This is a genomic window from Sphingomonas sp. UBA978, from assembly GCF_002292295.1.
Lineage (GTDB): Bacteria > Pseudomonadota > Alphaproteobacteria > Sphingomonadales > Sphingomonadaceae > Sphingomonas.
The window spans coordinates 91,899-110,686 of sequence record NZ_DBBS01000002.1 but is presented as its reverse complement, the minus strand read 5'-3'; the positions used below and the strand labels follow the sequence as shown (position 1 = coordinate 110,686).

General features: G+C 69.6%; 18 protein-coding genes. 9 read left to right on the top strand and 9 right to left on the bottom strand.

The genetic code is table 11. The features are described from left to right. Position 1: 1 nt before the first annotated feature. Positions 2-523 carry a gamma carbonic anhydrase family protein gene (locus B2515_RS00555; RefSeq protein WP_293872630.1) on the bottom strand — a complete coding sequence of 174 codons (522 nt, stop codon included), beginning with the start codon at positions 521-523 and terminating at the stop codon, positions 2-4. 285 nt (positions 524-808) lie between these two features. On the opposite strand from B2515_RS00555, the gene B2515_RS00550 reads away from it, so the two are divergent. The 3 genes from B2515_RS00550 to B2515_RS00540 all read left to right on the top strand — a co-directional run bounded on the left by B2515_RS00550 (position 809) and on the right by B2515_RS00540 (position 3,370). Continuing rightward, positions 809-1,213: a MarR family transcriptional regulator gene (locus B2515_RS00550; RefSeq protein ID WP_293872629.1), complete on the top strand. Its 405-nt coding sequence runs from the start codon at positions 809-811 to the stop codon at positions 1,211-1,213. A gap of 373 nt (positions 1,214-1,586) precedes the next feature. Beyond that, positions 1,587-2,069: a hypothetical protein gene (locus B2515_RS00545; protein ID WP_293872628.1), complete on the top strand. Its 483-nt coding sequence runs from the start codon at positions 1,587-1,589 to the stop codon at positions 2,067-2,069. Continuing rightward, positions 2,069-3,370 carry a M20/M25/M40 family metallo-hydrolase gene (locus B2515_RS00540; RefSeq protein ID WP_293872627.1) on the top strand — a complete coding sequence of 434 codons (1,302 nt, stop codon included), beginning with the start codon at positions 2,069-2,071 and terminating at the stop codon, positions 3,368-3,370. Before B2515_RS00545 ends, B2515_RS00540 begins: the two co-directional genes overlap by 1 nt. A gap of 156 nt (positions 3,371-3,526) precedes the next feature. On the opposite strand, the gene B2515_RS00535 is transcribed toward B2515_RS00540, so the two are convergent. Then, positions 3,527-3,757 (bottom strand): hypothetical protein, encoded by a 231-nt coding sequence (locus B2515_RS00535; protein WP_293872626.1) that lies wholly within the window; start codon positions 3,755-3,757, stop codon positions 3,527-3,529. A 40-nt stretch (positions 3,758-3,797) separates the two neighbouring features. After that, entirely contained in the window at positions 3,798-4,754 is a 957-nt protein-coding gene (locus B2515_RS00530) for an alpha/beta hydrolase (RefSeq protein ID WP_293872625.1), read from the bottom strand. 109 nt (positions 4,755-4,863) lie between these two features. On the opposite strand from B2515_RS00530, the gene B2515_RS00525 reads away from it, so the two are divergent. Both B2515_RS00525 and rarD read left to right on the top strand, forming a co-directional pair. Continuing rightward, entirely contained in the window at positions 4,864-5,289 is a 426-nt protein-coding gene (locus tag B2515_RS00525; protein WP_414711347.1) for a cupin domain-containing protein, read from the top strand. Between the two features lie 60 nt (positions 5,290-5,349). Further along, the gene (gene rarD / locus B2515_RS00520; protein ID WP_293872624.1) at positions 5,350-6,249 is read left to right on the top strand and encodes an EamA family transporter RarD; all 900 of its coding nucleotides are present in this window, start codon (positions 5,350-5,352) and stop codon (positions 6,247-6,249) included. Here the strand turns inward: rarD and B2515_RS00515 are convergent. The 6 genes from B2515_RS00515 to B2515_RS00490 form a co-directional block, all read right to left on the bottom strand. Then, on the bottom strand, positions 6,246-7,814 hold the full coding sequence (locus tag B2515_RS00515) for a carboxylesterase/lipase family protein (protein ID WP_293872623.1): 1,569 nt from the start codon (positions 7,812-7,814) through the stop codon (positions 6,246-6,248). The genes rarD and B2515_RS00515 overlap by 4 nt on opposite strands. Then, positions 7,801-8,811, bottom strand: a complete 1,011-nt coding sequence (locus B2515_RS00510) for a sugar kinase (protein WP_293872622.1) — start codon at positions 8,809-8,811, stop codon at positions 7,801-7,803. Before B2515_RS00510 ends, B2515_RS00515 begins: the two co-directional genes overlap by 14 nt. Before the next feature lie 120 nt (positions 8,812-8,931). Beyond that, entirely contained in the window at positions 8,932-9,687 is a 756-nt protein-coding gene (kduD, locus tag B2515_RS00505) for a 2-dehydro-3-deoxy-D-gluconate 5-dehydrogenase KduD (RefSeq protein WP_293872621.1), read from the bottom strand. A gap of 200 nt (positions 9,688-9,887) precedes the next feature. Next, the gene (gene kduI, locus B2515_RS00500) at positions 9,888-10,727 is read right to left on the bottom strand and encodes a 5-dehydro-4-deoxy-D-glucuronate isomerase (RefSeq protein ID WP_293872620.1); all 840 of its coding nucleotides are present in this window, start codon (positions 10,725-10,727) and stop codon (positions 9,888-9,890) included. 27 nt (positions 10,728-10,754) lie between these two features. Continuing rightward, positions 10,755-12,224 carry a glucuronate isomerase gene (gene uxaC / locus B2515_RS00495; protein WP_293872619.1) on the bottom strand — a complete coding sequence of 490 codons (1,470 nt, stop codon included), beginning with the start codon at positions 12,222-12,224 and terminating at the stop codon, positions 10,755-10,757. A 97-nt stretch (positions 12,225-12,321) separates the two neighbouring features. Next, a complete protein-coding gene (locus tag B2515_RS00490; protein ID WP_293872618.1) occupies positions 12,322-13,353 on the bottom strand; it encodes a LacI family DNA-binding transcriptional regulator in 1,032 nt (343 codons plus the stop codon). A gap of 128 nt (positions 13,354-13,481) precedes the next feature. On the opposite strand from B2515_RS00490, the gene B2515_RS00485 reads away from it, so the two are divergent. From B2515_RS00485 to B2515_RS00470, 4 genes are all read left to right on the top strand, one after another. Next, positions 13,482-14,948, top strand: a complete 1,467-nt coding sequence (locus B2515_RS00485) for a UxaA family hydrolase (RefSeq protein WP_293872617.1) — start codon at positions 13,482-13,484, stop codon at positions 14,946-14,948. Continuing rightward, positions 14,945-16,381, top strand: coding sequence for a mannitol dehydrogenase family protein (locus B2515_RS00480; RefSeq protein ID WP_293872616.1), 1,437 nt, complete (start codon positions 14,945-14,947; stop codon positions 16,379-16,381). The genes B2515_RS00485 and B2515_RS00480 overlap by 4 nt, the downstream gene beginning before the upstream one ends. A gap of 89 nt (positions 16,382-16,470) precedes the next feature. Next, positions 16,471-17,274, top strand: coding sequence for a 2-keto-4-pentenoate hydratase (locus B2515_RS00475; RefSeq protein ID WP_293872615.1), 804 nt, complete (start codon positions 16,471-16,473; stop codon positions 17,272-17,274). Positions 17,275-17,317: 43 nt separating this feature from the next. Then, positions 17,318-18,631 carry an MFS transporter gene (locus B2515_RS00470; protein ID WP_414711346.1) on the top strand — a complete coding sequence of 438 codons (1,314 nt, stop codon included), beginning with the start codon at positions 17,318-17,320 and terminating at the stop codon, positions 18,629-18,631. Positions 18,632-18,788: the final 157 nt, after the last annotated feature.

Below are 18,788 nucleotides of genomic sequence, written 5' to 3'. Positions count from 1 at the left end.
CCTACAGGGGCGTCAGCCCGGTCGCGTAGCGCCGCGCATTGGCGACATAGGTCGCTGCCGACAGCCGCAGCCCGGCGATCTCCGCGTCGGTCAGCGGCCGCGCCAGCCGGGCGGGCGATCCGACGATCAGCGATCCGTCGGGAAACGCCTTGCCCTCGGTCACCAGCGCGTTCGCGCCGACGATGCAGTCGGCGCCGATCACCGCGCGGTTGAGCAGGGTCGCGCCCATGCCGATCAGGCTGCGGTCGCCGACCGTCGCGCCATGGACGATCGCGTGATGGCCGATGGTGACGCCGTCGCCGATCGTCGTCGGCACGCCGGGATCGGCATGGATCATCGCGCCGTCCTGCACATTGCTCTCCGCGCCGATCCGGATCGGGTCGTTGTCGCCGCGCAGCACCGCCCCGAACCAGATCGAGGCGCGCTCCCCGAGCACGACGCGGCCGATCACCTGCGCCCCCGGCGCGACGTACACGTCCGCGCCGATCTCGGGCGCGACACCGTCGAGGGCATAGCAAGTCATCGCGATCCTTTCCGAATTTCAGACAGATACCGGCGCATCGATGCCAAGGTTACCCGTGACACCGGGTCAAGTCGACGCTAGCGTAGCGGAATCGCTCGACCGCGATCGCCCCCAAAGGGATTCGCCGGCCGGACGGACATCGAACGACGTGGCTTGCTTCCGGATCGTCTCCGGCTATGCCGAACCGCGTTTTACGGGAGCGACGACCACATGGATGCCGGATTACGCCAACAGCCCGTCGCTGGCCAGAATGGCAGGGACACCGGTGGCAATAGCGTCGTCGCGATGGCTGTCTCGCCGTCTGCGGAGGGACAGGACCCGCATGAAACGGCGCTCGCCGACGTCGCCCGCAGCATCACGTCCGCGCGCCGCAAGCTCGGCACGCACCTCGAGGCGTCGCTGTTCGCCAATCCCGGCCTCGACATCATGCTGTTCCTGTTCGCCGAAGGGCTGGACGGCGCGACGGTGACCACCAACGCCTGCTGCGCCGCCGCGGGCGTGCCCCGCACGACGGCGCTGCGCTGGATCAAGCTGTTGCAGGATCGCGGGCTGGTGCATGGCAGCGACGATATCAGCGACCGCCGCGTCACGATGCTGGCGTTGAGCCCGCAGGGCCGGAACACGATCCGCACGTGGCTGGACCAGATCGCTGCGCTGCCGATCGCGCAGCCCGGGACACCGGATCGCTGACCGGGCAGCCCAGCGCCTCCAGCGCCTGGTTGACGTGAATACCGGCGACGATCTCGCCCTCCTCGTCGAGCAGCAGCAGCGCTTCCAACAATAGCGCGCAAATGTGATCGCGTGTCCCGCTCTTCATTTCTGCCCTTTCTTCCATGCCATCGTGTTTTTGCACCGGCAGCAATCGGCCACCGCGCATCCCGTCGAGACGATCTACCATACAAGTGCTTTGAATTTTTGTCCATTTCGGACTTTAGGTCGAGGTCTGCTTGCGGATCGGGCGGCTATGCAAGCGCGTGACAGCGGGCCGCGATCCGCTATCCTGCCGGCATTGACGGTAGGGAACGCGATGATGTCGACGGTTGGATTGACGGTTGCCGGATGGATGGCATCGCTGCTCTCGGGTGCCGCCGCGCAGGCAGCGGCGGCGCCCCCCTGCACGCCGCCGCCGCTGCCCGCCGCGCTCGCCGGCTGGCAGCAGGGCGCCCGATTCGCGGCCGGCACCAGCGCCGCCGCCGCGGCACCGCTGACGATCGGCCGCGGCGCCACCGCGACGCTGGTCGCGCCCGCCGCGCTGGATTATGCGCGACCGCCCGCCAAGGCAGGCGCCGCGGACAGTTTCGGCGGCCTGTTCGCCGTCACCATCGCCCGCGCCGGCCGCTATCGCGTCGCGCTCGGCGGCGGCGCCTGGATCGACGTGGTGCAGGGGGATCGCCTGCTTCCCTCCGTCGCGCACGATCATGGTCCGGCCTGTTCGCCGATCCGCAAGATGGTTGATTTCGACCTCGCCCCCGGCCGCTACCTGATCCAGATCGCCGGCAGCAAGACGCGCGACCTGTCGCTGATGGTCGCGGCGGTGCCCCGCTGATGCGCGCGCTGGTCCTGCCGCTGCTGCTCGCCGCCGCGCCCGCCGCAGCCGAACCGCCCCGCCTGTCGGCGACCGAGGCGCGGATGGCGACGACGGTCGATGCCGAATACGAACGCTCGGTCGCGCTGCTCGAGCAGTTGGTCAACCAGAACAGCGGCACGATGAACCTGCCCGGGGTCGCCCGGGTCGGCACGATGATGGCCGAACAGTTGCGCGCGCTGGGCTTCGTCGTGACGTGGAAACCGCTGCCGCAGACCGGGCGCGCCGGCCACATCGTCGCCGTCCATGCCGGCAAGCCCGGCACGAAGCGGCTGCTGCTGATCGGCCATCTCGATACGGTGTTCGAGGCGGATTCCCCCTTCCAGCGCTTCGTCCGCAAGGGCGAGGAGGCGAGCGGCCCCGGCGCCGGCGACGACAAGGGCGGCATGGTCGTCATGCTCGCCGCCCTGCGCGCGATGCAGGCCGCAGGCACGCTGAAGCCCGCCAATGTCGAGATCGTGCTGACCGGCGACGAGGAGGATTCGGGCGACCCGGTCGCCATCGCCCGCGCCGATTTGATCGCGGCGGGCAAGCGCGCCGACGTCGCGCTCGATTTCGAGGGGCTGGCGATCGAGGAGGGGCGCGACATGGGATCGATCGCGCGCCGATCCGTCAACGACTGGACGCTGACGGTGACCGGCAGGAGCGGCCACAGCTCGCGGATCTTCAGCGACAGCTTCGGCGATGGCGCGGTGAACGAGGCGGCGCGCATCCTCGCCGCCTTCCGCACGCAGCTGCCCGAACCCGATCTCACCTTCAACACCGGCCTGCTCGCCGCCGGCGTCACCGCCAGCATCGACGCCACGGGATCGAAGGCGAGCGCGCAGGGCAAGAGCAACATCATCCCGGCGCAGGCGGTGGCGAGCGGCGATTTCCGCACGCTCAGCGAGGCGCAGACGCAGCGCGTGCGCGCGAAGATGACCGCGATCGTCGCCGCCCATGCGCCCGGCACCGACGCGACGATCGCGTTCAAGAGCGGCTATCCGGCGATGGCGCCGACCGCCGGCAACCAGGCGCTGCTCGCCCGGCTGAACGGCGTCAACCGCGACCTCGGCCTGCCCGCCATGCCCGCGCTCGACCCGCTGAAGCGCGGCGCGGGCGACATTTCCTGGGTGGCGGCGGACGTCGACGGGCTGGTCGGGCTCGGCACCGCCAGCCGCGGCGATCACACCCCCGACGAGGTCGTCGACCTCTCGACGATCCGCCGCCAGGCCAAGCGCGCCGCGATCCTGATGACGCGGCTGAGCGCGGAGGCGCGCTAGGTCGATTCCCCCCTGGGGCCGATCGCCATTCAGATGATGACGTGCCGAAAACGGTGGTTTTGCGTGACCCGGAGCGCAGCGTACTTTCGGTACGTGAGCACCGGAAGCACGCAAAACCGCCGTTTGCAGGCCGTCAGGGCCGAATGGCGATCGGCCCTAGTCCGCGCGCACGATCGGGTGCGTGACGCGCAGTTCGTCGGCGATCCGCTCGACGATGTCGTTCTCGCCCGCCGAGCCGGTCGGGGTCAGCGCCCAGTTGCAATGCGGATGGGTGGCGGTGGCATACACCTTGATCTCGCCGATCACGAGCCGCCAGCGCCGCCGGTTGCCGCCCGCGCGGCGCACGAGCGTGGACAGGAACAGGTCGTGGAGCGCGCCGCTGGTCATCGCGCCGCCCTAACGCCGTGCGAAGGCGGAGGAAAGCCGATCAGCCCAGCCCGTGCTCCTGCGCCCAGCCCTGGAACAGGCCGGGCCATGCCGCCGCCGGCTTGCCCGCCACGCCGCGCAGCCCGAAGCCATGGCCGCCGGTGGCGAACAGATGCGTCTCGACCGGAACCCCCGCCGCCTTCAGCGCGGCGCGGAATTCCAGCGTGTTGCCGACGTCGACCGCGGGATCGTCCTCGGCATGGACGAGGAAGCAGGGCGGCGTGCGTGCCGAGACGTTGCAGGCCGGGCTGTGCGCCGCCTCCAGCGCCAGCGTGGCCCGGCTGCCGATCAGCAGGTCGCGTGATCCAGCATGCGCCAGCGGCCGCGTCATCGACTGGACCGCATAGATCGGCGCGGCGAGCACCGGGCGCGCATCCAGCCGGTCGGCGGCATCGACCGGCGCATAGGTCGCCGTCGCGAACCGCGTCGCGAGATCGCCGCAGACATGGCCGCCCGCCGAAAAGCCCATCGCGGCGACGCGGTCCGGCCGGATGCCGTAATCGCCCGCGCGCGCGCGGATCAGCCGCATCGCGCGTTGCGCATCGGACAGCGCGACATCGGGTCCCGCCGCCCAGCCGTCGCCCGGCAGGCGATAGAAGAGCACGAACACCGTCCAGCCGCGCGCCGCCAGCCAGCGGCCGATCTCGAACCCCTCCTTGTCGATGACGACGCGCGCATAGCCGCCGCCCGGTGCGACCAGCAGCGCCGATCCGTTGGCGCGCGCCGGGCGGAACACCGTCAGCCGCGGCCGCCTGATGCCGCGCAGCGCGCGGTCGGGACGGGCGGGGTCGGTGCTGCGCTCGATCGTCTCCTCGACCGGCGGCACATGGGGCATGCCCGGCGCAGCGCCCGGCCACAGGTCGATCGTCTCGACCGGATCGGCTGGCACAGCGCCGGCGCCGGCCGGGATCAGCCCCGCCGCGAGCGTGGCGAGCAGCGCCTGTCGCCGGTCGATCATGACATCCTCACCCTTGCGCATTGGTGGTAACCGGTGTCAGAACGATGCGGCGCCACTCTGCGACTGTCAATAACCCGGGGCAGCGCCATTGATGGAGACGATTATGGCCATGATCCTCGCCGCCGCCCTGCTCGCGACCCTGCAGGCCGCGCCCACTCCCACGCCGACCGCCGCCGAACGGCCGATGGTCGTCGTCGTCGAGGCCGCGGTCAAACGCGACGAGCCGACGCCGCACGGCCGGATCGGGATGAGCACCGCCTATCGGATCAGCGATGCGGTGCCGGGCCGGACGATGGAATTCCGCAAGCGCGTGCTCCACGTCGGCGCCGCGATCGGCCCGCATCCGCTGGCGCATGACGAGGTCTATTACGTCCTGTCGGGCGAGGGGATCGTCTCGTCGGGCGCGGACACGCGGCCGCTCAAGCCCGGCATGGCGGCCTATCTCTACGATGGCGCGACCGTCGGCATCCGCCAGGTCGGCAGGACGCCGCTGACGCTGATCGTCGCCTATCCGGTGGCACAGCCAACGCGATAAGGGGCTGCGCAAAGCAACACTTCGTTGCACCGCGGCTGGCGACGCGGCACAGGCGGGCGCATGGGGACGATCGCTCATACCCGCGCCGGGCTGTTCTATGGCATCGGCGCCTATGCCCTGTGGGGCGTACTGCCGCTCTACCTGCATCTGCTCAAGGACATTCCACCCGCGCAGGTGCTCTCGCACCGGGTGCTGTGGTCACTGCTGCTGCTCGCCGCGGTGGTGATCGCGACGCGGCGGCTGCGCCCGCTGGTCGCGGTCGCGCGCGGCCGGGTGCTGCTGATGCTGACCGGCAGCGCCGCGCTGATCGCGGTGAACTGGTTCGTCTATATCTGGGCGGTCGCCAACGCGCATCTGGTCGAGGCGAGCCTCGGCTATTTCATCAACCCGCTCATCAACGTCGCGCTCGGCGTGCTGCTGCTCGGCGAACGGCTCGACCGGTTGCAGGGCGGCGCGATCGCGCTGGCGGGCGTCGGCGTGCTGATCCTCGCGGCGACCGGCGGCGGCGCGATCTGGATCTCGCTCAGCCTCGCGCTCAGTTTCGGCTTCTATGGCCTGATCCGCAAGGTCGCAGCGATCGACGCGCTCGGCGGGCTGACGATCGAGACGGCGATCCTCGCGCCGGTCGCGCTCGCCGTGCTGCTCTACGCAAGCACCAGCGGCAGCGGCGCCTTCGGGCGCGACGGCACGATGGACCTGCTGCTGATCCTCGCCGGCCCGGTCACCGCGGCGCCGCTGCTGCTGTTCGCGGCGGGGGCGAAGCGGCTGCGCTACACGACGATGGGGCTGCTCCAGTTCATCGCGCCGACGCTGCAGTTCCTCGAGGCGGTGCTGATCTACCACGAACCGATCCGGCTCGCGCAGCTGGCGACCTTCGCGCTGATCTGGCTCGGCTGCGGCCTCTATGCGTGGAGCAGCATCGCCGCGTCACGGCGGATGGCGACCGCCGCCCGGGCCTAGGTGCCCGGCTGGATATACGGCACGCGCGCGAACAGCTCCCGTTCCCAGCGCCGCGGATCGTGCTCGACGCGCGACCGCACGTCGAAGATCATCGTCGCACGCCGGTCCAGCGTATAGGCGGGCCAGCGCGCCGCGCCCGCAGGATTGGGATCGCCGGTCCTGGCGAACGCGACGAAGCGGTCCTGCATCGCCGCGCTCGCCGTACGCGCATCCGCGCCGGTCCCCGTCTCCGATCCCTTCGCGGCCAGCGTGCCGAACACCAGCGGGATGTCCATCGTGTGGAACGCCCCGCGCCGCGGGTCGGTGCGCGAGCCGTAATCGACCTGATAGACATGGGCCGGCACGCCCGCCGTCGCGCGCGCCTCCGCCTCGATCACCTGCCCGCGCCAGCTGCGCCCCGCGGTGGTCGCGCCGTAGAAGACGTCCACGGGACTCCACGTCGGATAATGCGTGCGATATTGCGCGACCACCCATTCGGGCAGGATGTCGATCCGCAGCTCGGGCGCCATCCGCGCCGCCAGATTGTCCCAGCGGAGCCCGCGCATCGCCGGCGAATCGAGGCGGATGAACGCGCGCGTCTCGTCATGCGTGTTGCCGAGCATCATCGGGATGCCGCGCCCACGCGGATCGGCATCGGGCCAGAACGGGTGACGGGTCAGCCAGCGCATATCGAGCACCGGCCCGAAATAGACGCCGCCGCCGAGGATCGGATCGGTCGCATCGAGCGCCTCGACCAGCTTCGCGACCGGCAGCGTCGCGACGTCACCGATACCCGAGCCGGCGCCGAGCCGCGCCAGATACGCCCTGGCCCGCGCGGTCGCGTTGAGCGGGCCGGACGCCGTCACCTGCTGCCCGCTCATCGTCGCGGCGCGGTGGAACAGGCCCTTCGCCGCCGCCATCCCCATCATCGTCGCGATCTTGGCGCCGCCGCCGGACTGGCCGAACACCATGACGCGGTCCGGATCGCCGCCGAACGCCGCGATATTGTCGCGCACCCAGCGGAGCGCGAGGATCAGGTCGAGCTGCCCGGCATTGCCGCTGTCGGGAAAGCGCGGGTCGAGCCGCGCGAGATAGAGGTAGCCGAGCGCGTTGAGCCGATGGTTGACCGTCACCACCACCACGTCGCCGCGCGCGGCCAGCGCCTGCCCGTCGTTCAGCGGATCGGTGACGCTGCCGGTCGCATAGGCGCCGCCGTGGATGTAGAGCATCACCGGCTGGTTCGCGCCCCGGCGTGGCGCGGCGGTCCAGACGTTGAGGAACAGGCAATCCTCGGATTGCGGCCCGTACGGCCCCTTCTGTGGACAGACCGGACCGAACGCCTGCGCGCGCACGCTCTGCCCCGGCTGCGCGACCGGGGTCGGCGCGCGGAACCGCTCGGCGCGGCCGTAGCGGATCCCGCGGAAGGCATGGACGCCGCCCTCGCTGGTGCCGACGAAATCGCCCGCCGGGGCGCGCACCGCCGCCGGCCCCTGCCCCCGCACGCCGGCCGTCAGCAGCGTCGCCACCCCCGCACCGATCGCGGCGCGGCGGGTCAGGCCGTCGCCGTCCCCGCTAGCGGCGGACATCCAGCCCGCCGGCGAGATAGGCGTCGATATCCGCCTGCCGGAACAGCGAGGCATCGCCGGGCAGCGAATGCTTGAGCGCGGTCAGCGCCAGGCCCGTCGCCGCCGCCGCCCCGATATCGCCGCCGGTGCGCAACGCGTGGAGCACGCCGCTGGCGAAGGCGTCGCCGCCGCCGATCCGGTCGACGATACCGGCGAGCACCACCTCCTCGGTCTGGGCATGGCCGTCGCGCGTGTCGATCCGCGCGGAGACGCGGTGCAGGTCGACATTCTCGACATGGCGCGCGGTCGAGGCGATCGTCTTGAGCTTCGGGAAGGCATCGAAGGCGGCGTCGGCGGCATCGCGGCGGCGATCCTCGCCGTCATGGCCGCCGAAATCGCGATCGAGCAGCAAGGCGATATCGCGATGGTTGCCGAACATCAGGTCGGCATGCTCGACCAGCTGCATCAGCAGCCCGCGCGGATCGCTGTCCCAGCGCTCCCACAGCTTCGCGCGGTAATTGCCGTCGAACGAGATCGGAATGCCGCGCGCCGCGGCGGCCCTGACCGCGGCGATGGCACTCTTCGCCGGCACCGGCCCCAGCGCCGGGGTGATCCCCGACAGGTGAAACCAGTCGACCCCGTCGAACAGCGCGTCCCAGTCCCAGGCGGCGACCGGCGCTTCGGCAAAGGACGAATAGGCGCGGTCGTAGATCACCTCGGTCGCACGCATGCCGGCACCGGAGGTGACGAAATACAGTCCCATCCGGTCGCCGCCGAGCTGGATCGCGGCGGTATCGACGCCATGGCCGCGCAGCGTCGCGATGGCGGAGCGGCCGAGGTCGTTGTCCGGCACCATGCTGGCAAAACCGACGTCATGGCCGAGCTTGGCGAGCGCGGTGGCGACGTTCGCCTCGGCGCCCGCAACCCATACGTCGAATCTGGGCGTCTGGAGCAGCAGCTCGCGCCCCGGCGGCGACAACCGCAACATGATCTCGCCGAACGCCAGGAACTTGGCCACCGTATCTCTCCCATGTCCGCTGCCCTCACCCTTCCGGCGCTTCGCGCCTCCCTCCCTCTCCCGGCGGGAGAGGGAAAAGACGCCGAAGGCGGCGAAGGGTGAGGTCAGCCCCTTATTCTGTCACCGCGCCAGCCAGCCGCCGTCGACCGCGAGGATATGCCCCTGCACGTAATCCGCCGCGCGGCTCGCCAGGAACACCGCCGCCCCGCCGAGGTCGTCGGCATCGCCCCATTTCCCTGCGGGAATACGGTCGAGGATCGCCTTGTTGCGCGTCTCGTCCGCCTGCAGCGCCGCGGTGTTGTTGGTCGCGATATAGCCCGGCGCGATCGCGTTGACGTTGATGCCCTTGCCCGCCCATTCGTTGGCGAGCAGCTTGGTCAGGCCGCCGATGCCGCTCTTCGACGCGGTATAGCTCGGCACGCGGATACCGCCCTGGAACGTCAGCATCGAGGCGATGTTGATGATCTTGCCGCCACCGTTGGCGATCATGTGCCGCCCCGCCGCCTGGCAGAGGAAGAACACCGATTTCAGGTTGGTATCGACGACTGCGTCCCAATCCTCCTCGGTGAAGTCCACCGCATCGGCGCGGCGGATGATGCCGGCATTGTTGACGAGGATGTCGAGCCCGCCGAGCTTCGCCACCGTCTCGTCGACCACCCGGCCGACCGGTTCGATCGACGACAGATCGGCGGAGACGATCTCCGCCTTCCGGCCGAGCGCGCGGATCCGCGCGACGGTGTCCTCGGCCGGGGTACGGCCGACGCAGGCGACATCGGCCCCGGCGGCGGCCAGCGCGACGGCGATCGCCTGGCCAATACCGGTGTTGGCACCGGTGACGATGGCGACCTTGCCGGACAGATCGAAGGGATTCATCATCTTCTCCTCCCCTCCCTGCCAGGGAGGATCACTCGGGTTGAAATGCCCCCCGGGCATTTCTGGATTATGCCGGGGGCATGATCCACCCGGTGATGGGTGGTGTGCTCGCGCTGCGGCTCAGCGCGCATTGGGGCCGCCATACCACCCGGACACGACCCACCCCCGCCCCCTCCCTTGCAGGGAGGGGAGCGAACGACGGCTTAAGCCAGCTGGCAGATATCCAGCACGTTCATGTCGGTATAATCCTGGTTCTCGCCCGCCATCGCCCAGATGAAGGCATAGGCCTTGGTGCCCGAGCCCATGTGGATCGACCAGGGCGGCGAGATCACCGATTCCTCGTTGGCGACGACGATGTGCCGCATCGCCTCGCCCTCACCCATGAAGTGCATGACGCGGTCGTTCGGGCCGTCCAGCTCGAAGTAGAAATAGATCTCGCTGCGCCGCTCGTGGATGTGCGGCGGCATCGTGTTCCACACCGAACCGGGCTTGAGCACGGTCAGGCCCATCACCAGCTGCGCGCTGTCGCAGACGCCGGGAATGACGAGCTGGAAGATCGTGCGCTCGTTCGATTCCTCGAGGCTGCCGCGCTCCAGCGCATTGGCGTCGGCGATCGACAGCTTGCGCGTCTGGAACGCCTTGTGCGCCGGGCAGGACGCCAGATAGAAACGGGCGCCGTCGCCCGAAAACTGGACGTCCGTCGCGCCCATCGTGACGTATAGGCAGTCCTTGTTGCCAAGGCTGAACGTCTCGCCATCGACGGTCACGGTGCCTTCGACGTTCGACACGTTGACGATCGCCAGCTCGCGCCGCTCGAGGAACGGGTGGCCCTTGGCCGACGCCGGCTCTTCCTGTGCGGGCAGCGCGACCGAACCGCTCTCGACATGGACGCCTCCGATCACGAAACGGTCGGCATGCGTGTAGTTGAGCACGCATTCACCGGCGCGGAACAGGTTCTGGATCAGGTAGCGATCGCGTAGTTCGTCGTTGGAGACGCACTCCATCATGTCGGGATGCGTGGCGTAATAGGTGCGGTCGAACATGAGGACTCCGGACGTTGGCTGCCGCGGTCAGGCGGCGATGTTGCAAATATTGGAACGGCTTCCCACGCCTTTATCAGCACCGTCGTCGATGCGATAGGCACGGCGGACGAGCCCGCTGGTCAATTCCTGCGCCAGCTCCGCCGCTTCCCAATCCTCCAGCCGGTGCTCGGCGACGAGGCGGGCGAGGAAGCCGCAGTCGATCCGCCGCGCGACGTCGTGCCGCGCCGGGATCGAGAGGAAGGCGCGGGTATCGTCGTTGAAGCCGACGGTGTTGTAGAAGCCCGCGGTTTCGGTCGTCATCTCGCGGAACCGGCGCATGCCCTCCGGACTGTCGTGGAACCACCAGCTCGGCCCCAGCTTCAGGCATGGATAATGGCCCGCCAGCGGCGCCAGTTCGCGGGCGTAGACGCTCTCGTCGAGCGTGAAGAGGATGATCGACAGATCGGTCGAGGTGCCGAACCGGTCGAGCAGGGGTTTCAGGCCGTGGACGTAATCCGTCCGCCCCGGAATGTCCGCGCCCTTGTCGCGCCCGTGGCTGGCGAACAGGCCGGCATTGTGGTTGCGCACGCTGCCGGGGTGGATCTGCATGACCATGCCGTCCTCGACGCTCATTCCCGCCATCTCGGTCAGCATCTGCGCGCGGAACAGCTCGGCGTCGGCCGGCGTCCAGTCGTTACCGGTGATGCGCGCGAACAGCGCCTCGCATGCGGGCGTGGAGAGGTTAGCGGTCGCCGCGGTCGGGTGGCCGTGATCGGTCGCGGTCGCGCCCGCGGCGCGGAAATCGGCGCGACGCTTGCGATGCGCGGCGAGATAGCCCTGCCAGCTGTAGACGTCCTCGCCGGTCAGTTCGGCGAAGCGCCGCATAGCCCCGGCGAATTGCTCATGCTCGACGTCGATGACGCCGTCGGGGCGATAGGTGGTGACGACGCGGCCGTCCCAGCCGCTGTCGCGGATGCGCCGGTGCGCATCGAGGCTGTCGTGCGCGCCTTCGGTGGTGGCGAGGAAGTCGATGCGGAAGCGGTCGAACAGCGCGCGCGGGCGGAACGCCTCGGTCGCCAGCTTTTCGCCGATCGCGTCGAAATACAGATCGGCGGTGGCGGGTTCGAACGCGACGTCGAGGCCGAACACCTCGCTGAAGACGTGGTCGAGCCACATCCGCGACGGGGTGCCGCGGAACAGATGGTAATGGTCCGCCAGCACGCGCCACGCCGCGCGGGTATCGGTCGCCGGCACGCCGTCGCGCCGCGGGATCGCGAGCGCGTCGAGGTCGACGCCCTGGCTGTAGAGCATGCGGTAGAGATAATGATCGGGCGCGAGCAGCAAGGTCGTCGCGTCGGTCCAGTTGGCGTTCTCCGCGAACCAGACCGGATCGGTATGGCCGTGCGGGCTGACGATCGCCGCATCGGCGACCGTGGCATAGAGCGCCCGCGCGATCGCGCGCGTGGTCGGGTCGGCGGGCAACAGCCGGTCGGGGTGCAGTTCGAGACGCCGCGTCACAGCCTTGGTCCTCTCCGTCGTTTCTGGCGATCACCAATCTGGTAACCGGTGTCAGATATCCGTGCAACCGTCATTCCGAATCCGCGCCGGCACGGGGTCACCCGCCCGGCGGCGAGGCGACCGAGCTTCGGCGGATAAGCGTCGACAGGAACAGCGACGGCTCCTCGACGTCCGCCTCGCCCTCCTGTTCGCCCGCGATCAGCTTGAGCGCGGCGGAGCGCGCCATCGACGCGATCGGCCAGCGCACCGTCGTCAGCGGCGGCCAGACGTGCGCGGCGATCGGCGTGTCGTCGAAACCGATGATCGACAGGTCGCGCGGGATGTCCAGATTGCGCTGGCGGGCGGCATGGATGACGCCCGCCGCCATCTCGTCGTTGCTCGAGAAGATCGCGGTCGGCCGCGGGATCACGTCGAGCAGGCGCTCGGCGGCGACCAGCCCGGATTCGAACGTGTAATTGCCGTCGGCGATCATGCTGCGCGGCAGCGCGATGCCGGCGGCGGCCAGCGCCTCCTCGAACCCCGCGCGCCGTTCGCGCGCCGAGCGGAAGCCGTGCGGCCCGCCGACGAAGCCGATCCTCTTGTGCCCCTGCGCGATCAGATAGTCGGTCGCCGCATGCACCGCCTCGCGATCGTTGGAGGCGACCATGTGCGCCGGCCCGTCGAGCGCCGCCGATCCCATCCGGACGTAGCGGCAACCGATATCGACGCAGAGCCTGGCGACGCTGTCGTTCTCGCTGATCGGCGGCATCAGCAGCACCCCGAACAGGCGCTGGCGTTCGAGGAAGTGGCGCAGATCCTCCAGCATCGTCGCCGATCCGCGATCGACCGGCCGCACCACCATCTCGAATTCGGTATCGTGCAGCGCCTCCAGCATGCCCTGCTGGACGTTCATCACCGTCTGCGCATTGGGATTGTCGTGGACGAGGCCGATCAGGAAGTTGCGGCGCAGCGCCAGCGCGCGCGCCTGCGGATTGGGGATATAGCCGAGGTCGCCGATCACCTCCTCGACGCGCTTGCGCGTGTCGTCGTTGAGCAGCGGCGAGCGGTTGATGACCCGGCTCACCGTCTTCTTGGACACGCCCGCGATCCGGGCCACATCGTTGATCGTCGGCTGTCCGGTCTTGCGCATGGCGGGCACGATAGACGCGGGTTTCGCGATCCGCCAGTGCGCCGCCCGGCGCGTCGACCTTGCGCTCGCGCCGTCCGTAGGCCATGAGTTTGACACCGGTTCCCAGATTGCGGGACGAGAGAGGATACATGACCAAGGCGCTCACGATCGCGTCCGGCGACAGCGTTGCGACGCTGCTCGAAGACGGGCATGCCGGCGACACCGTCGCCGATGTCGTCCTGACCGCGGACGTACCCCGCGGCCACAAGGTCGCGCTGACCCCGATCGATCCGGACGGCCCGGTCATCAAGTTCGGCTTTCCGATCGGCCGCGCCCGCCGCGCGATCGCGCCCGGCGAGCACGTCCACAGCGACAATCTCGCGACCGGCCTGTCCGGCACCGGCACCTACACCTACGATCCGAAGGCGCCGCCGGTCGCCGACGCGCGCACCACCGCGACCTTCGAAGGCTATGTCCGCGCCGACGGCCGCGTCGGCACGCGCAACGAAATCTGGATCCTGCCCACCGTCGGCTGCGTCGCGCGCACCGCCGAGCGGATCGCCAAGCAGGCGGGCGCCGCGCTCGCCGGGCAGATCGACGGCGTCCACGCCTTCACCCATCCGCACGGCTGTTCGCAGCTGGGGCAGGATCTCGACGGCGTCCGCGCGATCCTCGCCAGCCTCGCCTGCCATCCCAATGCCGGCGGCGTGCTGCTCGTCGGGCTGGGCTGCGAGGAGAATCAGGTCAAGGAGCTGCTCGCCGCGATCCCGCCCGAACGGCACGCGGCGATCCGCTACCTCACCGCGCAGTTCAGCACCGACGAGGTCGAGGAAGGCTGCGCCTTGGTCGCCGAACTCGCCGCGCAGGCGGCGACGCCGCGGCAGACGGTCGGGCTCGACCGGCTGGTGCTCGGCGTCAAATGCGGCGGGTCGGACGGGCTGTCGGGCCTCACCGCCAACCCCCTCGTCGGCCGGATCAGCGACCGCGTCGCCGAGGCGGGCGGGCGCGTCGTCTTCACCGAAATCCCCGAGATGTTCGGCGCCGAACAGATGCTGATGGACCGCGCCGCCACCCCGCAGGTGTTCGACCGGATGGTCGGCGTCATCAACGGCTTCCGCCAGTATTTCATCGATCACGGCGAACCGATCAGCGAGAATCCCTCCCCCGGCAACGTCGCCGGCGGCATCACCACGCTCGAGGAAAAGTCGCTCGGCGCGGTGCAGAAGGCCGGGCGCGCGATCGTCACCGACGTCATCGGCTATGGCGAACGCATCCGCGCCGATGGCCTGACCCTGCTGGAGGCGCCGGGCAACGATGCGGTATCCTCCACCGCGCTGGCGGCGGCGGGCGCGACCGCGATCCTGTTCACCACCGGGCGCGGCACGCCGCTCGGCTTTCCGGTGCCGACGGTGAAGATCGCGTCCAACTCCGATCTCGCCGCGCGCAAGCCGGGCTGGATCGATTTCGATGCGGGCGCGGTGCTCGACCGCGGCTTCGCCGCCACCGAGACGCTGCTGATCGACCGCATCTGCGCGATCGCATCGGGGGCGCCGACCGCGGCGGAAACCAACGACGAGCGCGAGATCGCGATCTGGAAACGAGGTGTGACGCTGTGATCCGACTGACCCGTGCGACGCTCGACCGCCTGCCCGCGACCATCGCCAGTCCGCGCGGGCGGCCCGAACCGCAGGTCGGTATCGTCCATTTCGGCCCCGGCGCCTTCCACCGCGCGCATCAGGCGGCCTATGTCGACACCGTCCTGCGGCACGATCCGCGCTGGGGCATCGCCGCGGTGTCGATGCGCAGCCGCGGCACGGTCGAGGCGCTGGAGCAGCAGGACGGCCTCTACACGCTGGCGATCCGCGATGCCGAATCGGTGATGCGCGTGATCGGCGCACACCGGCGCTTCCTCGCGCCCGATGCGGCGGCGGAGACGCATGCGCTGCTCGCCGACTCCGCGGTCGGGCTGGTGACGACGACGGTGACCGAAAAGGGCTATTGCCTGAGCGGCGACGGCACGCTCGACCGCAATCACCCCGATATCGTCCGCGACCTTGCCGGCGCGCCGGTGCCGGCGAGCGTGATCGGCTGGATCGTCGCCGGTCTCGCCGCGCGCCGCGTCGCGGGCATCGCGCCGTTCGTGCCGATGCCGTGCGACAATCTGGCGAGCAACGGCGCCAAGCTGCACGCCGCGCTGGTCGCCTTCGCGCAGGCGCGCGACGCCGGCCTCGCCGACTGGATCGCGGGCGAGGTGCGGGTGCCCTCGACCATGGTCGATTCGATCACGCCCGCCTCCGACGATGCGCTCTACGCCGCGGTCGCCGACACGCTCGGGCTGGAGGATCGCGCCGCCGTCCAGCGCGAACGCTTCACCCAATGGGTGATCCAGGACGTCGGCATCCCGCTCGGCCCCGATCTCGCCGCCGCCGGCGCGACCGTCACCAGCGACGTCGCCGGCTATGAGAAGGCGAAGCTGCGCATCCTCAACGGCGCGCATTCGACGCTCGCCTATCTCGGCCTGCTGCGCGGCCATGCCAGCGTGGCGGAGGCGATGGGCGATGCCGACCTCGCCGGCTTCGTCGATGCGATGATCCGGCGGGATATCATGCCGATGCTGCCCGCGGTGCCGGGGCTCGACCTCGACGCGTATCGCGAGCAGGTGCTCGCCCGCTTCCGCAATCCGGCGATCGTCCACCGGCTCGACCAGATCGCGCAGGACGGGTCGCAGAAGCTGCCCTACCGGCTCGGCGACACGCTCGCCGCCAATCGCGCCGCCGGGCGGATGCCGGCGCAGGTCGTCGCCGCGCTGGGCGGCTGGGTCGCCTTCCTGATCGCGCGGACGCGGCAGGGGCATGCGATCGTCGATCCCGCCGGCGACCGCCTCGCCGCCGCCGCGCACGGCGCCGATCCGACGTCGCTGGTCCGCCGCCTCGCCGAGGCCGGCCTCGGTCTGCCGCCGCAGGTTGCCGGCGACGCGCCCCTGCTCGCCGCCATCGAACGGGCCGCCGTCGCGGCGCACGAAAAGCGCTGGGACGCGCTGCTCGCCTGATCCCGGCGCTTGTCATTGACACCGGTTTCCCATACCCATTCGACCAACGATCAAAGACTAGCGAGAGAGGGGGGCGCCAGCCCGATCCGATGCCACAAACCGACACACAGATCGACCCCGCGTCCGTCCACGCCATCGCGCGCGCCTTCGTCGCCGCGCGCCGCGACGGCCACGCCCTGCCCGACTATCCGGGTGCCATTCCCGCCGACCTCGCCACCGCCTATCGCGTGCAGGACGCCGCGCTGGCGCTGGCGACGGGCGAGGTCGTCGGCTGGAAGGTCGGCCGCATCAACCCCGCGATCGACGGCATCGACCGGCTGAGCGGCCCGATCTTTGCCGACACCGTGTTCGATGCGACCGACGGCGACCTGCCGATGCCGATCTTCGCCGACGGCTTCGGCGCAGCCGAGGCGGAATTCCTGATCCGCATCGGCACCGCGCCCGATCCTGCCCAGACCAGCTACACGATGGACGAGGCGCGCGCGCTGATCGACGCCGTCCATGTCGGGATCGAGATCGCGAGTTCGCCCTTCCCCGGCATCAACACGCACGGGCCGACGGTGACCATCTCCGATTTCGGCAACAACAACGGGCTGGTGATCGGCGATGCGATCCCCGACTGGCGCGACACCGATCTCAACCAATGGCCGATCACGCTCGACATCAACGGCACCCGGATCGGGGCGGCGACCGCCGCGACGATGCTGGACGGCCCGATCGGCGCTGCCCGCTTCCTGTTCGAACATATGGCGGCACGCGGCATCGCGCTGAAGCCCGGACAGTGGATTTCCAGCGGCGCGGTGACGGGCGTGCACCCCGTCGCCGTCGGTGATAGCGTCACCGCCACCTTCGATGGTCGCTACACCGTCGGCTGCACGATCAACGCCCGCTAAGAGGCTGATTTCCCGGAGAGAGATGATGGCCCAGAGAGAGACGATGGGGACGAACGAACGGACCCTCAGGGACCAGCGGGAGGCGCAGGTCGCTGCCGCTGCGACGACTGTGGGCCGCTATCGCTGGGTGATCTGCGCGCTGCTGTTCGCCGCGACCGCGATCAACTATGTCGACCGGCAGATGATCGGCGTGCTCAAGCCGACGATCTCCGCCGAGCTGGGCTGGTCGGAAACCACCTATGCCGACGTGATCTTCTGGTTCCAGGCCGCCTATGCGGTCGGCTATCTCAGCTTCGGCAAGATCGTCGACGTGGTCGGCGCGCGGATCGGCTATTCGGTCGCCTTCGTCATCTGGACCGCGGGCCACATCCTGTGCGGCTTCGTTAACACCGCCTTCCAGTTCAGCCTCGCCCGCGTCGTGCTCGGCATCGGCGAGAGCGGCAACTTCCCCGCCGGGATCAAGGCGGTGACCGAATGGTTCCCCGCCAAGGAGCGCGCGCTGGCGACGGGCGTGTTCAACGCCGGCGCCAATATCGGCGCGATCGTCACGCCGCTGGTGGTGCCGTGGATCGTCATCGACCTCGGCCTCGGCTGGCGGATGGCGTTCATCATCACCGGCATCGCCAGCCTCGGCTGGCTGGTCGCGTGGATCGCGCTGTATCGCCGCCCGCGCGAGAGCACCAAGGTCAGCGCCGACGAGCTCGCCTATATCGAGAGCGACCCCGCCGATCCGGTCGAGCCGATCTCCTGGGGCCGGCTGATCCGCTACAAGGAAACCTGGGCGTTCGCGCTCGGCAAGTTCCTGATCGATCCGGTCTGGTGGCTGTTCCTGTTTTGGACGCCCGATTTCCTCGCCAAGACCTACAATCTCGATCTCAAGAGCTTCGGCCCGCCGCTGGTCGCGATCTACCTGATCTCCGACATCGGCTCGGTCGCCGGCGGCTGGTCGTCGTCGCGGCTGATGAAGCGCGGGTTCACCGCCAATGCCGCGCGCAAGATCACGATGCTGGTCTGCGCGATCCTGGTGATGCCGATCTTCTTCGCGCAATATGCCAGCAGCGTATGGACCGCGGTCGCGATCGTCGGCCTCGCCACCGCCGCGCATCAGGCCTTTTCGGCCAATCTCTACACGCTGCCGTCGGACATGTTCCCGCGCGGGGCGGTGGGGTCGGTAATCGGCATCGGCGGCACCGTGGGCGCGATCGGCGGCATGCTAATGTCGAAGTTCACCGGCTACATCCTCGAAACCACGCACAGCTACACGCCGATCTTCGCGGTCGCCGGATCGACCTATCTGATCGCGGTGATCGTCATCCACCTGCTCAGCCCCCGGCTGGCACGGGTGGACGCCGCCTAGGGTCGATCGACATTCAGATGATGACGTGCCGAAAACGGTGGTTTCGCGTGACCCGGAGCGCAGCGTACTTTCGGTACGTGAGCACCGGAAGCGCACGAAACCGCCGTTTGCAGGCCGTCAGGGCTGAATGTCGATCGACCCTAGCACGTACATCACC

Coding starts and splice junctions, on each gene's coding strand:
- B2515_RS00485 (WP_293872617.1), top strand. CDS start 13,482: ATGACCAAGGCGCTCACGATCGCGTCCGGCGACAGCGTTGCGACGCTG.
- kduI (WP_293872620.1), bottom strand. CDS start 10,727: ATGTTCGACCGCACCTATTACGCCACGCATCCCGACATGATGGAGTGC.
- rarD (WP_293872624.1), top strand. CDS start 5,350: ATGGGGACGATCGCTCATACCCGCGCCGGGCTGTTCTATGGCATCGGC.
- B2515_RS00540 (WP_293872627.1), top strand. CDS start 2,069: ATGCGCGCGCTGGTCCTGCCGCTGCTGCTCGCCGCCGCGCCCGCCGCA.
- B2515_RS00555 (WP_293872630.1), bottom strand. CDS start 523: ATGACTTGCTATGCCCTCGACGGTGTCGCGCCCGAGATCGGCGCGGAC.
- B2515_RS00515 (WP_293872623.1), bottom strand. CDS start 7,814: ATGTCCGCCGCTAGCGGGGACGGCGACGGCCTGACCCGCCGCGCCGCG.
- kduD (WP_293872621.1), bottom strand. CDS start 9,687: ATGATGAATCCCTTCGATCTGTCCGGCAAGGTCGCCATCGTCACCGGT.
- B2515_RS00470 (WP_414711346.1), top strand. CDS start 17,318: ATGGGGACGAACGAACGGACCCTCAGGGACCAGCGGGAGGCGCAGGTC.
- B2515_RS00475 (WP_293872615.1), top strand. CDS start 16,471: ATGCCACAAACCGACACACAGATCGACCCCGCGTCCGTCCACGCCATC.
- B2515_RS00490 (WP_293872618.1), bottom strand. CDS start 13,353: ATGCGCAAGACCGGACAGCCGACGATCAACGATGTGGCCCGGATCGCG.
- B2515_RS00545 (WP_293872628.1), top strand. CDS start 1,587: ATGGCATCGCTGCTCTCGGGTGCCGCCGCGCAGGCAGCGGCGGCGCCC.
- B2515_RS00535 (WP_293872626.1), bottom strand. CDS start 3,757: ATGACCAGCGGCGCGCTCCACGACCTGTTCCTGTCCACGCTCGTGCGC.
- B2515_RS00525 (WP_414711347.1), top strand. CDS start 4,864: ATGATCCTCGCCGCCGCCCTGCTCGCGACCCTGCAGGCCGCGCCCACT.
- B2515_RS00550 (WP_293872629.1), top strand. CDS start 809: ATGGCTGTCTCGCCGTCTGCGGAGGGACAGGACCCGCATGAAACGGCG.
- B2515_RS00530 (WP_293872625.1), bottom strand. CDS start 4,754: ATGATCGACCGGCGACAGGCGCTGCTCGCCACGCTCGCGGCGGGGCTG.